The 13,079-nt window shown below is 39.4% G+C and carries 17 protein-coding genes; 4 read left to right on the top strand and 13 right to left on the bottom strand.

Annotated features, from left to right (window positions below; all coding sequences use genetic code 11):
- Positions 1-4: 4 nt before the first annotated feature.
- Together ACYVM0_RS13855 and ACYVM0_RS13850 are read right to left on the bottom strand one after the other, a co-directional pair.
- Entirely contained in the window at positions 5-1,111 is a 1,107-nt protein-coding gene (locus ACYVM0_RS13855; protein WP_460557934.1) for a DUF6544 family protein, read from the bottom strand.
- A gap of 33 nt (positions 1,112-1,144) precedes the next feature.
- Positions 1,145-1,531 carry a hypothetical protein gene (locus tag ACYVM0_RS13850; RefSeq protein WP_460557933.1) on the bottom strand — a complete coding sequence of 129 codons (387 nt, stop codon included), beginning with the start codon at positions 1,529-1,531 and terminating at the stop codon, positions 1,145-1,147.
- 250 nt (positions 1,532-1,781) lie between these two features.
- Between ACYVM0_RS13850 and ACYVM0_RS13845 the strand changes: the two genes are divergently transcribed.
- Positions 1,782-2,180 (top strand): hypothetical protein, encoded by a 399-nt coding sequence (locus ACYVM0_RS13845; protein ID WP_460557932.1) that lies wholly within the window; start codon positions 1,782-1,784, stop codon positions 2,178-2,180.
- 9 nt (positions 2,181-2,189) lie between these two features.
- On the opposite strand, the gene ACYVM0_RS13840 is transcribed toward ACYVM0_RS13845, so the two are convergent.
- From ACYVM0_RS13840 to ACYVM0_RS13790, 11 genes are all read right to left on the bottom strand, one after another.
- Entirely contained in the window at positions 2,190-3,254 is a 1,065-nt protein-coding gene (locus ACYVM0_RS13840; protein WP_460557931.1) for a response regulator, read from the bottom strand.
- Positions 3,255-3,491: 237 nt separating this feature from the next.
- Positions 3,492-3,797, bottom strand: coding sequence for a hypothetical protein (locus tag ACYVM0_RS13835; protein ID WP_460557930.1), 306 nt, complete (start codon positions 3,795-3,797; stop codon positions 3,492-3,494).
- Positions 3,784-4,146, bottom strand: a complete 363-nt coding sequence (locus tag ACYVM0_RS13830) for a phage holin family protein (protein WP_460557929.1) — start codon at positions 4,144-4,146, stop codon at positions 3,784-3,786. Before ACYVM0_RS13830 ends, ACYVM0_RS13835 begins: the two co-directional genes overlap by 14 nt.
- 23 nt (positions 4,147-4,169) lie before the next feature.
- A complete protein-coding gene (locus ACYVM0_RS13825) occupies positions 4,170-4,406 on the bottom strand; it encodes a YtxH domain-containing protein (RefSeq protein WP_460557928.1) in 237 nt (78 codons plus the stop codon).
- Positions 4,407-4,634: 228 nt separating this feature from the next.
- Positions 4,635-5,459, bottom strand: a complete 825-nt coding sequence (locus tag ACYVM0_RS13820; protein ID WP_460557927.1) for a CHAD domain-containing protein — start codon at positions 5,457-5,459, stop codon at positions 4,635-4,637.
- Between the two features lie 355 nt (positions 5,460-5,814).
- Complete coding sequence (locus tag ACYVM0_RS13815) at positions 5,815-6,270, bottom strand: pyridoxamine 5'-phosphate oxidase family protein (RefSeq protein WP_460557926.1); 456 nt, start codon at positions 6,268-6,270, stop codon at positions 5,815-5,817.
- A gap of 44 nt (positions 6,271-6,314) precedes the next feature.
- Positions 6,315-7,067 carry an SDR family NAD(P)-dependent oxidoreductase gene (locus ACYVM0_RS13810; protein WP_460557925.1) on the bottom strand — a complete coding sequence of 251 codons (753 nt, stop codon included), beginning with the start codon at positions 7,065-7,067 and terminating at the stop codon, positions 6,315-6,317.
- A gap of 25 nt (positions 7,068-7,092) precedes the next feature.
- A complete protein-coding gene (locus ACYVM0_RS13805) occupies positions 7,093-8,184 on the bottom strand; it encodes a baeRF3 domain-containing protein (RefSeq protein WP_460557924.1) in 1,092 nt (363 codons plus the stop codon).
- A gap of 125 nt (positions 8,185-8,309) precedes the next feature.
- Complete coding sequence (locus ACYVM0_RS13800; RefSeq protein ID WP_460557923.1) at positions 8,310-8,798, bottom strand: hypothetical protein; 489 nt, start codon at positions 8,796-8,798, stop codon at positions 8,310-8,312.
- On the bottom strand, positions 8,795-8,962 hold the full coding sequence (locus ACYVM0_RS13795) for a hypothetical protein (RefSeq protein WP_460557922.1): 168 nt from the start codon (positions 8,960-8,962) through the stop codon (positions 8,795-8,797). Before ACYVM0_RS13795 ends, ACYVM0_RS13800 begins: the two co-directional genes overlap by 4 nt.
- Positions 8,963-8,981: 19 nt before the next feature.
- Positions 8,982-9,824, bottom strand: a complete 843-nt coding sequence (locus ACYVM0_RS13790) for a universal stress protein (RefSeq protein WP_460557921.1) — start codon at positions 9,822-9,824, stop codon at positions 8,982-8,984.
- Positions 9,825-10,285: 461 nt separating this feature from the next.
- On the opposite strand from ACYVM0_RS13790, the gene ACYVM0_RS13785 reads away from it, so the two are divergent.
- From ACYVM0_RS13785 to ACYVM0_RS13775, 3 genes are read left to right on the top strand one after another with little or no spacing between them, the layout of a single operon-like run.
- A complete protein-coding gene (locus ACYVM0_RS13785; protein ID WP_460557920.1) occupies positions 10,286-10,729 on the top strand; it encodes a MaoC family dehydratase in 444 nt (147 codons plus the stop codon).
- Position 10,730: 1 nt separating this feature from the next.
- Positions 10,731-11,897, top strand: a complete 1,167-nt coding sequence (locus ACYVM0_RS13780) for a type 2 periplasmic-binding domain-containing protein (RefSeq protein WP_460557919.1) — start codon at positions 10,731-10,733, stop codon at positions 11,895-11,897.
- The gene (locus ACYVM0_RS13775) at positions 11,894-13,039 is read left to right on the top strand and encodes a CaiB/BaiF CoA transferase family protein (protein ID WP_460557918.1); all 1,146 of its coding nucleotides are present in this window, start codon (positions 11,894-11,896) and stop codon (positions 13,037-13,039) included. Before ACYVM0_RS13780 ends, ACYVM0_RS13775 begins: the two co-directional genes overlap by 4 nt.
- Positions 13,040-13,079 lie beyond the last annotated feature (40 nt).

The following is a 13,079-nucleotide window of genomic DNA, read 5'->3' as shown; positions in this document are numbered from 1 at the left end:
TTTTTCAGGGATATACTTTGGGTACATTAAATTCCAGTGCAGTCAATTCAATATCGGCCCAGGTAAAGTCGCCTGTTTTTAATTGCCAGGTTACTTTGTTTTTGTAGGGAATGCGGATGCCGTTAAAATTTGCATAGCCTGTTACAGTGATCAGCCATTTTTCTACCGTTGCTTTTTCATCACTGCCATAATACCGGCCGGCAGTAAAAGAAAGCAGGTCGCCGTCATCATTAAATGTAAAAATACCAGAGACGGTGTAGCGGTTGTAAGTCATGGTGGCTTTTGCGGTAAGGGAATCGATGCTCTCCCATTTAATATAATTGCTTAAAGCAGCGCCAGGGAAAAAACTTGTTTCAGAAAGAAAGCGGATGAGAGAAGCAGAGTTGACCTTATCATTATTGCCATCTTGCGCAACAGGAAAAAGGGACAGTGCTTTTATCAATAATTCGCCCTGGCCATCTTCTAATTTATCCCTTCCATATAAGGTGAGCAGCGGCATCATCGCTACTTCAGCTTTCCATACAAAAGCAGGCGGTTCAACAGTAAAATACTGGCTGGCTTCAAAAGGCATCCATTTACCACCCGGTTTTATTTTTAATGTGCCTTTTTGTTTTAAGCGAACGGTATTTATTTTTTGCCTGCCGATAACGCCTGAATGTGTAAGCCACTTTTGTATTATGGGTGGCAGTCCGGTTAACATTGAAGCTGTAATTATAGTGTTGTTGGTGTGAGGAACTTTTGCAAATACAGTTTTTACTTCTTTATCTACCCTGTTATTAAAATACCTGTTTGCCAATGCAGGTATAGCTACCAGCAAAATTAAAAGGTTGGCAATGCTGCCGTATCTGGCATCCTTCCACGAAGCAATAATCACTATTTGCGATAGTATAATTGCGGTAATTGCAATGATGGGCCAGCTGTCTTTTTTTAAGAAGAACCATACTGCGGTTATTATAAATAATACGGCAGTGATGAGCCAGAATGCGCCTGTTGATTTTGACATCACTTTTGTTATTGCCGTGATATTGCCATACCCAAACGCTTTGGCAAAACCCATACAGTGAATGAGCCCATGAATAAGAATGATAAAAGCAAAAATATATTTCAGCATGCGATTAAATTGAAAGGTGAAAGCAGTAATTATTTATACGGCCCATTTGCCTTTCAGCTGATAGGCAATCAGTATCACTAATAATCCTGCACCGAGGTAGACAAATTGCAGCCAGTGCATAGTATTGATCAATAGCATTTGTACAATGATCCAGCCACATATCATTATGCCGGCTGCTATTGCCCAGTTATATCTTGTTGGATATTTAGTGAAACAAAAGATGAATGCCAGTAAATTGGTGCAACCAACAACAGTGGTTAAAATAATACCCGGGATAAGAAAATTTTTAAAAGGGGTACTGTCAAGTACATTCAATTGCAACTGCATGGCGCCACCATCGGGATGGTTGATTATTATTACCCCGGATGCCAAAGCGGTGAAGGCAATAAAACCAAGTAGTATTAATAACAGCATTTTCATGTGATAGCATACAAGTGATGTGAACAAAGCAAGTGTATTTGCTGTTATTGTAAAATGCCTGTGATCAACTTTTAAAATGATTCCTGTCAGCTAATGATTGGTATAAAGATGTAACGGGGAGAATGATTGATGAAGGTCAGCAGAGGGAGTGATGAAAATTGCTTTTCTATGTAGTGGTACAGTATATCTTTATGTTAACAGAAATAAATCACGCTGAAATAATTATCCGTAATGTTTTAAAACAGGAAGTATGCCCGAGTTAAGATTACAACAATTACAATTTGAGATTGACGCCATTAAAAGATTGCTTTCTTTTATGATGGAAGAAAATGTGCACCTGAAAAACAGGATCTCTGAAATTTTAAAAAACAATTTTGAAAAAATGCTGCTTGGCAAAATAGAAGTATTTCATAACCGTTTTATTATGGAGGATGAAATAATCGGGGTAATACGCAATGATATTGCAGAGCTGGATAAATTACTGCAGGTACAAAAGATTTTGCAGGACGACAACAAAATTCATGAAATGGGGAAAAAGATACGGAAGCTGAGCGTTAATATGGAAAATACACAAAGCCAGTTTATGCTGCTGAAAACAGAATTCAACACTTTTCTTTTAGAGAATACAGAGGCCTGCGAAAAAGCATAGGTGAAGCAGTTAATTCAGTAATTGCTCCAGCTTTTTTTGATTCAGTATACTAATGCCGCCATCACTTTTTATTGCTATCAGTTTTTCATTTCTAAAATCACTTAATGTACGTATCAGCGATTCTTTAGCGGTGCCGGCAATTGAAGCCAGGCTTTCCCGGTTCATGTCAATTATAAAATTTTCCTGGCCTAGTTCTTCCTGGTATTTCTTTTGCAGCATAATAAGTGCTTCGGCTACTTTTTTACGTAACGAATTATAGGCAAGACCCACCAGGTGACTTTCTTTTTCAGAAATATTTTTTGCCAGCAGCTGTACAAATTTTTTCATTACCTGCGGATTTTTATTGATCAGTTCATCAAAGTCTTCTTTAGGTATCACAGCTACTTCTGTATCTTCAAGTGCTTTGGCGGTATCTTTGTAAGGTGCTTCTTCCATCAGTGCCACATAGCCTAAAAAATCACCGGCACTAAAAAGATCAGTTACCAGTTCTTTTCCATCATCATTAATTTTATACACTTTTACTTTGCCCTTTATTATAAAATACAGCCTGTTGGGGTGGTTACCTTCGGAGTAAATGATCTGTTTCTTTTTATAGGTATTCGTATTGCGTCCTTCAATAAAATCTTTAACGGCATCTTTTCCAAACGATGTTTCCAGTAAATGCTGCACACCTCCCAGGCCGGGTTGCAAATCCTGTTTAAGCATATCAATTTTCCTGATCCTGCTTTCCACAGCGTTTAATAATTCAGTTCCGCTAAAGGGTTTTGTAATGTAATCATCAGCGCCCATTTCCATGCCTTTTCTAAAATCAGCACGTTCTGTTTTTGCAGTTAAAAAAATAAAAGGGGTATTTTTTATGGCCTCATTCCTGTGCACTGCATGCAGTACACCATAGCCATCCAATACAGGCATCATAATATCACAAATGATGAGGTCCGGCGTATGTTCTATCGCTTTTTCCACACCAATTTTTCCATTTTCCGCCACTATTACTTTGTAATTAGATAGCTCGAGTATTTCCGCTGTGTTGTTACGGATATCATCATTGTCTTCGATTAATAATATCTTTTTCATGCCGGTAAATTTTATAAGATGATCCTGTGTTGGCAATAATGCGTCATACACTTGTTGTTTACAACTCAAATCCGGGGATAAGCTATGCACAAATCGGCTGATAGTTTATGACTGCTATCAGGTAGCATTATGAGAGTTGACAGTGAAGAACGATTGCTGGCCGAAACAGGCCGTGGGAGGGAATTGTAATGAGGTGAGCAGGATCTGGTATTGTTGATTTTAAATACATTAAAGTCCTTAACGGGCCGGTTGTTTTTTGCGAAAGAGATGGCTGATCTTTTCTCCTGCTTTATCTGCCAGCTTATCGGTGAGTATGGTTGCACCAAAAGCGAAAATACTTTTTAACAGGCCGTTGTTGCCGGATTTTTTTTCAGTTACATTATTAAGAGCCGTGCTAAAAGCTGTTGCAGCAATGGCTGAAGGTTTCATGCAATCCTTTAACTCTTCCCATTGATCTTGCAACTTGTTTTCCAACTCCAGCCGGCGAAGTTGGAGGCGCTGTTTTTCCTGCAACAGTTGTTTGATATTTTTAATCTTCTTCATCTTCTCCGCTCGTAAATAATTGTTTAATAAAGGCATTCATAATGGGCAGGCGCAGTAACTTTTCCCTGGCATTCCATACCAGGATGCCAAGCAGTAAATACAATGCAGCAACAATTAAAAAACCGGCCCATATTTTTTGCAGCCATTCACCAAGCCCTAAGGCCAAAGCGATGCCGGCAAATACAATAAAGAGTATAAATACAACTGCTGCAATTGCCCCGGCCATTGTATTGGCAATAATGGCAGAGCTTTTTTCTGCTGCATTTAATTTTGCTGACTCAATTGTTGTGTTAACATACTCTTTTATTGTACCGGCCAGCTCTTCTGCTTTGGCAAATGCCTTTTCCATGTTACTTTTTTTTAAGAGATTGCTCAGGCAAATTCTTCTGCTTTTTCCCTTACTGTTTTTGCGATATCTTCTTTTAAGCCATTCAGTTTTTCTTTTCCTTTTTCAAAACTGTCTTTTACGTTATGAGCAATCTTTTTTCCCTGTTCATTTATTTTTTTTCTTGTTTCGCTGCCTTTATCGGGGGCGAATAAAATACCTAAAACTGCACCGGCTGCAACACCTGCTGCCACAGCGGTTAATATTTTACCAGTGTTATTCATAAAAAATATTTTAATGGTGATAATTGTATGTAAAGTAAAGTAAATGGTGCCCTGTGCAAATGACCGTACTCATCATTTTTGCTGATGCTGGTCAAAAAAAAAGGCGGCTTTTTTCAATGACCGCAATCATCGGTTGGGTTGATGATTGCCATTGCCATACAGTTATGAGCGGGCTATTTTTAAGCAAGTTTTTCATAGGATATTGGGTCATATATCGGGGCTGGATTTTTATCCGGCCTCTTTAATTGAAAAGCATTGATCCAATTCGGTTACCAGTAATTTTTTTATAAGTCTTTTTTCCGAAAGCCATTTTGCTTTTACCTGTTGCAGTAACCGGCGGTTATTTTTATCGGAAAGAGGAGGGCTCCACAATTTTAACAGGGTAATTGCAGTAGTTATTTCCTGGAAATTACCCAGGTGTAACAGCAGTGCACTTAAATAATGGTCGTCTTTTTTATTACAAACCGTGATTGACCTGCTGCCTTTGTTTTGTTTGTAAATTTTATAATTGTACAGCAAGTCTTTCAGGTATTTGCGAATGGTGTGCAGGTTATTGGCAGTAAGATTTTTGCCTGATACAAAACGGGTAGCCGTCTCTTGTTGAGTAGCAAAGAAAATGAGGAATTCACTTTTTGATAACCTGTCAGGTATGAACAAACCGATCTTTTTTTTACTTCGGGCAATAATTTTTTTTATTGAAAACTGCAGCAATGTTTTTTGAAGCTCGTCAATTTTTTTCTGTAAAATAGCAATGCAGTGCAGGGGTTTCTTTACAATCTTTTCTGTAAAGGCAGTAATTCGCTGTTGTTGTAATTGAAGGTCACGTATAGATCCTGTAATATGGTAAATCTCTTTTAATTTTTTTGATACTTTAATTTTACCGCTGCCTTTTTTTTGTATAGCAAGAAGCCTTAAAAAGGCCCTTAGTTTTTTGTATTCTACTCTGAATAAATGAATGCTTTCAGCATTACAGGTTAAAGCAAAACTGTTAAAGTGAACCTGTAGTTTTTTAAAATGGGTATAGATAATATTTTCAACCTGCTTTCTTTTCATGATGTATCATTACCGGCCTGTAGCCATACCTTAGCGGTAAGTATGTAAAGGCTTTTTCTTTTGCAAGATACGGGACAATTGCTGCTGCCATACCAGCACCTGCATCAACTTTACCTCTAATAATTAAAGGCGCAAGTGTATCATCCTGGCAATAGTATGGGTTAAAAGCATTCGGACTGCGGAGCGCATTGAGCCTGATGTTATACCAGTTTTTCCGGTATTATATTAAAGCCTGCATTTTTTACATCATCCCGTTATACTACTTTCTTTCCTGCAAAAAGGCCGTTACAGAGGTGCCTTTGCAGGCACCTGGCCTGAAAATTATTGTAACAATTTATGGTGTGCATGGCAATAATTATTCCATTTCAAACCTGCCGGTGCTATGTATTATCATGATCCTGTAAATTACCGGCCTTGTGGTTTCATGCAGGTCCGGATACCCGGCTTTGGGTGCAATATGCTGGTGCAGCGAAGCTTTACTTGTCTTAACAGGTATCATATTGCCGGTAAAAAGTTTCATTGCAGATTGCCTGTCTCTTTCCGTTTTCAGTTCCTGGTATTCTCCCCAGATGATCACACTTTTCCAGTGGTTAAAATTTTTTATTTCATCTACTTCAAAACATACTTTTGGGTTAGTTCTCATCATTGTAATTTTCAGGCCTTCCATAGAATGGGCAATAATAGATTTTCCATCGTACACATAACTCACCGGAACAACATAGGTTTTGTCACCATCATTGCAACCAATGCGCCCCCATACATTGGTACGTAACACTTCCTCTATTTCGTCGTATGATAATTTGCCAATCATAAGAATATTTATTAAAATATTTTTTTAATAAACAGTTTTATTATTTACCTGGCCACTGCGCCACCGTCAATGGTAATATCAGTGCCTGTAACAAATAAAGATTCATCTGAAGCCAGGTACAAAGCGCCCCAGGCAATTTCTATAGCATCAGCCACTCTTGCCTGCGGCGACATATTTTTAATGGTTTCATCCATGCCCGGCTGTTGCAAAACATGCTCCGTCATGGGGGTGAGTACGGCACCGGGGCAAATTGTATTTACACGGATTTTATATTTTGCCAATGTAACGGCAAGGTCTTTGCTTAATAAACGTAAGCCGCCTTTTGAAGACGAGTAAGCTACACCGTTACCTCCTACCAATCCTGCAATGGAAGCAATATTTACAATGGAACCTCCGCCTGCTTTTTTCAGGTAAGGTATACATGCTTTGCAGCCTAAGAACGGGCCGGTAAGATTGATGGCAATAACTTTATCCCAGAGTTCCTTGCTGGTTTGTTCGCCATCCATAAATCCGGGGAATATGCCGGCGTTATTCACCAGCACATCTACCTGTCCATACAAGGCGATAGCTTTGTTTACAACCTGCTGCCAGCCTGCTTCACTGGTTACATCATGTTCCAGGTAGTCAATAGTTAACCCCTCTTGTTTTGCCTGCAATACCCATCGTCTTAATTTGTCTTCCTGTATATCTGTGGCCAGTACCTTTGCACCTTCCTGTGCAAATAATTTAGCTTCAGCGGCACCCATGCCACCGGCTGCACCGGTAATTATCGCCACTTTATTCTTTAACCTTTCCATATTTATTTTTTTAAAGCATACAAGCCTAATAATATTTTATCAATGCGATCTTCTGGTAGTCCTTCAATACATCTTTGTCAACAAACTCCACATCGCCACCTTTTTCCAGTACCTTTTCCATCACATCATCAACTGCATCCTTGATGTAAGAAAATTTATTGAATCTTTCGTCAGCTTTATAGATCACATCTTCACTGCCGCCATGTTCTGCAGGATACATAAAATCCTTTTCTACAATCAATAACTTTCCTTTCAGGCTCATGGCTTCACGCCATACATCCTGCATGCCGTAAGCTAATTTTTTATCACCTGCAGCCTCTTCAATCTGGTTAAGAATGTCTTTTTGTTTTATCTTCTTCCAGTTAGTGATATAGGGCAGTAAGATCTCTCTCAGTTTTGGTAACCCGGCTTCTTCATAATTACCATAAATGTATTCCACTACTGCAGCCTTGTGTTTGGTAAGGCTATTAAAATGTCCCAGTACTCTTTTGGTACCCAATACAAAAAGTGGCAGGGGATAGGCGGTTAAAATATTATCCAGCACATGATCAATATGGTGCAGGAATTTTTCCATTTGTATTTCCTTGTATTCAGCAGGGGCAGTAAAATTGGCTACTTTTTCTGTTGCCTCATTTCCTTCTATGGATTCAGGCACATTGGAAGCAATTTTTACAAAGCTGTCCGAATTGCCGAGATACACCTGGCTTTCCTTACCACTTAATAACAGCACCAGGTATTTGTGCAATTGCTTTTTGCTGTATACCAGGTCACGTATCTCAAATGATTCATCAATGATTGTTTTTTCTTCAACGGGAATATCAAGGTAGAGTACTTTTTCAAAAACGGGCGACACATAAATAGCGATACTTTTTTTAAGCGTATTATAGTTGAGGTTTTTTATCAGGGCCCTTAGTTTTTGAATCACCAGTTTGTAAATTTCATCGGGATAATTGTTACGCAATTCCTGTTCTACCCGGTCGGTTACAATTTTAAGTGAATGCGCCAGTTCATTCTTTAAACCCATTTTAGGGTCAAAGGGCATAATGATGGATACTGCAGGGCGGTAATGTACCGCTGTTGTTATTTCCCGTATTTCAGGGGTCATGAGTTTGTTCATAGCAAGTAATTTAGATAGTGAAACTACTTGTAACTATTATTGGAAACACTGACTGCCATCACTGCTAACTTTGATTGTACTCACTTAAAAGTATTGCAGTAAAGATGAATAACTGCATTGAGCAATTAGGAGGCGGGAGATCTTTTTTGCCAGATAAATGTATTGCGGTTCTTTTTCAGCAGTATAACTATTGCGGCCGCCATAACAACTGTAGCCGGAAAGCCGGAGCCTACGCCAAACGGTACTATGCATAGTAAAAATATAATGGCTCCGGTACAGCCGGCTTTAAAGATCCATCCTTTAAGTAGCATGGTTATTGCAATTAATCCCTGGCAAACAGCAATTGCACCAACAGCCAATTGAATATGCGCCGCAAACCAACCATGAATGAAATTGCTGTACCAGTGGCTCCAGGTAAGATTGGCATAGTCGATATAAACCCCGGGTGTTTGCTGCGATGTGGTCCAGTTCATCCAGCAGGCCCATGCAAAAAGTAAAAAGAATGAAAGCCTTGCCCAGCCCGGCCATTTAAGGGCAGCTATCAACTGTAATAAAGCAATGCCGTTTGAAATTAAAAGCAATATCACATAGAGCTGATTATCCAAACCTTTCATGATAATTTAGTTTTGCTTTGCTTTTTTATGGCCGCTTTTATTGATGCAGGCATTGGCCGGCACCGGCAATGTTGCGCATGTGCTATATGCCATTGCATACGTTGCCCGGGCGTGGCGTTTGCAGGCATGGGGTGAGCGAGGTGCCATTCTTTATTCAGCTTCATAAAATTTTTGCCGGTTTAATTACAGGTGTGCAATAAAAATAGGTTGTGTTACAACTTTCATTAAAAAATCGGCGGGGTTCTTTTTAAAAAACTCTGATAACCCGTTTCTGCCATAAGCACCCATTACTAAAAACATATTTCTTTTCTTAAACAGGTAGTCGAATAATTTAGTGCCGGCACTGCCTTTTAATACTTCAAAATGCAGGTTGGTATAATGGTCGTTAAGCCACTCTTTGAATTTGAATTTATCGGTGCCGTTCCATTCCCCTTCTTCGTTTACCTGTACGATGGTGGTTTTAGCATTAGATAATTGCGGAAAAAGGTACGTGAATTGTTTAATAGCAAAAACAGATGATGCGGCTCCATTATAAGTAAATACCAACTCATCAAGTGCTTCATATTTTTCGGGTGCAATTATTACCGGGCATTCGGCAGTTTTAAGCAGGGTGCGTACAAATTCAGAAGGCACACCCGTAAACTGGTGGTGTAAGGATAAGGCCGCATCTGTAATTAAAATATCTGCAAAACGGCTTTCTGCAACCAATTCCTGCAATGGCATGCCACGGTCCAGGTGAATGTAATAATTCACATCTCTTGTAATACAACTTTCTTTAAACATGGCAATGTTTCTTTCAATCACCTGCTCCTGTTTAGCCATGCGTACATCAGCATTTTCCTTCTCTTTCCAATCCAGTGTGGTCATGCTGTGTAATTGATGCACCACAGGCCTTACCGCCGGCTCCATATTTTCTAAAAAAACGCCTGTTATTTTTGATTTGGTTAACCTGCCCAGGTAACAGGCAAATTCCAACGCATTTTTGTTAGGATTTTCAGCATCCAATGCCAGTAATATCTTTTCCATACAATCAAGTTTTATCAAAATTACCCGTACCAAGGGCCGTTTTTTATGACAATAGTTAGCAGTTAGATTGATTGTGATCAAACAAAACGAGCTGCATTACGGAACAATAACGGTATTGCTTACAACTACAGAAACCTTGCGGAGCCAATGAGTTATAAGCATTGCTTTTGTTCTTTAACAGTTCATATAGTAAAATCTGCCATCATTACAGTAAAACCTTACATTGAATACCGGCCTGTTTGTTTTTAATTTGAAGTTCAGTTTTGCAGGTGTTTTTTAAGATCAGAAAACTTTGCAGGCTTACGATTGTAAATGGTTGAATTGATGGACAAAATTGCTGTATGATATTTTGTTTTCGTATCGCATTCCAGGTATTAATCCTACTGCCCATTACACCAACTGCTGCAATTTCAGCTTAACAAAGAAGTACCATTAACCAAACTGCAGGGTGCAGCGCTATCATGTTTGTAAAAAAATATTTTGAAGAATTTGAACTCAATAACATTCGCCAAACCAAAGGGCGTACGGTTACCGAAACCGATATTGTAATTCATGCAGGCCAGTCTGGCGATTTTTTTCCGCATCATATGGACGAAGAATGGTGTAAAACACAGCCCTTTAAAAAACGTATAGCACATGGTACATTAATTTTTACCATTGCAGTTGGCCTTACAGCCGATCTTGTAAATGAAACCGCCATGACCTACGGTTATGAGCGACTACGTTTTATTAAACCTGTTTTTATAGGCGATACCATAAAAGTTACCATTACCATTAAAGATAAAAAGGAGCATAAAAAGCCAGGCTTTGGTTTAGTAACAGAATTGGTGGAAGCTTTTAACCAGCATCATGAATTAGTAATGCTGTGCGAACATATTTTACTAGTGAATAAAAAAGACATTTAAAATGGCAGGGATAGTTTTGCAAGGCATAACATGGGGGCATAGCAGGGGCATTACGCCGTTGCTGGCAGCTTCGCAGCGTTACAGCGAATTGCATCCCGGTATAGAAATACAATGGAAGAAAAGAAGCCTGCAGGAATTTGCCGATTTCCCTATTGAAAAGTTAACGGAACAATACGATCTTTTGATCATCGATCATCCCTGGGTGGGTTGTGCTGCGGCAACCAATTGCGTATTGCCTTTAGATGAATATTTATCAGCAGACTATTTACAGGATCAGTTAAACAATTCGGTAGGTTATTCCCACGAAAGTTATAATTATAAAAATAAACAATGGGCATTGGCCATTGATGCAGCAACGCCGGCAGCAAGTTTTAGAAAAGATCTTTTGATGAAGCATAACATTATGCTGCCGCAACAATGGAATGATGTACTTACGCTGGCAAGATTTGGTAAAGTAGCCGTGCCTGCCATACCGATTGACCTGCTGATGAATTTTTACAGTTTTTGTATTGCCCATGGACAAAAACCATTTGAGCACAAAGACAAAATAATTGATGACGCTACAGGTGTGCAGGCTATTGAAACCATGAAGGAACTGTATTCGCTGGTAGATAAAAAAATGTTTACCTGTAATCCTATTGCTGTGGCAGAACTGATGAGCACAACAGATGAATACTGGTATTGCCCTTTTGCTTACGGGTATTCCAACTATTCAAGAACGGGTTATGCAAAAAATGTGTTGCAATATGCAGATGTGGTTACACTCAATAAAAATAAATTACAAACTACTATTGGAGGAACGGGCTTAGCCGTATCGGCATTCAGCAAACACAGCGCTATTGCAGTTGATTTTGCAGAATGGGTAGTATCCGCCGAAATGCAACGTACACTATATGTGCAGCATGGCGGGCAGCCGGGCCATCGCAGCGCATGGACGGATGATGATGCCAATCATTTAACGAATGGATTTTTTAAGAACGTATTGCCCGTAATGGAGAATGGTTATGTACGGCCGCGGTACAACGGGTACCTGCATTTCCAGGATCATGCAGGCACGCCTTTGCAAAAATGTATCATGCAAAATGAAGATCCGCTTAAAGCATTACAGGAAATGAATACAATATACCAGCAGAGCCTGCTTCACCAAAATAATATTGTTGCAGCATGATGAACTTACCTTTAAAAGGACTAGTGGTACTGGAGTTCAGTCAATACCTTTCCGGCCCTTCGGCAGGTTTGCGTTTGGCCGACCTGGGAGCAAGAGTGATAAAAATTGAAAGGCCGGGCAAAGGGGATGCCGGTAGAAAATTAGCGATCAAGAATTTATGGGTAGATGATAATTCTTTATTATTTCATACCATCAACCGCAATAAAGAAAGTTTTACTGCCGATCTTAAAAATGCAGCAGACCTTGCGGTGGTGAAAAAACTGATCGCAAAAGCAGATGTGGTGATGCATAATTTTCGCCCCGGTGTAATGGAAAAAGCCGGCTTTGGTTATGAAGCAGTACAGCAAATTAATCCACGTATCATTTATGCCGTAATATCCGGTTATGGCAAAGAAGGGCCATGGCAGAATAAACCGGGGCAGGACCTGTTGTTGCAATCCATTACAGGGCTTGCGTTTACAACGGGTAATGGTACCAATGGCCCGGTACCTTTTGGCATTTCTATTGCCGATATTTTATGTGGGGCACAATTGGTGCAGGGTATTTTAGGTGCACTGATAAGAAGGCAGAAAAAAAATACAGGTGCATTAATTGAGATCAGCTTAATGGAATCGTTACTGGATTTTCAATTTGAATTGCTCACTACTTACTATACCAATCACCGGCAACCACAAAGAAGTAAAATTAATAACGGCCATCCGCTACTTGGGGCACCATATGGCATTTATAAAACGGCAGATGGATTTCTGGCATTGGCCATGATGGATATAAAACTCCTTACTAATGCCATTGAATGTAAAGCATTGGAAAACTTTTCGCAGGAGCAGGCGTTTGCAGAAAGAGATGTGATAAAAAAAATACTGGCAACACATATCATTACACAAAATACCAGCCATTGGTTAATGCGTTTGCAGAGCGAAGGCCTTTGGGCAATGGAAGTACTGGATTGGGAGCAGCTCATCAATCATGAAGCCTATAAAGTATTGGCCATGGAGCAGGTGATTTATGCAGGTAACGAAAAAATAGTTACTACAAGATGCCCCATTCGTATCAATGGTAAAAAAATATATGCCGATAAACCGGCGCCGCAATTAGGTGCGGATAATGAAAAAATAAAAAAAGATTTTTTGATTGCTGAATAGCATTCAATACTTGTAGAGATAGATGGTGCTTTATGTTCCA

It is taken from the genome of Ferruginibacter profundus (genome assembly GCF_054783275.1).
The sequence above is the reverse complement of the archived record's forward strand: the minus strand, read 5'-3'. Positions and strand labels throughout refer to the sequence as shown.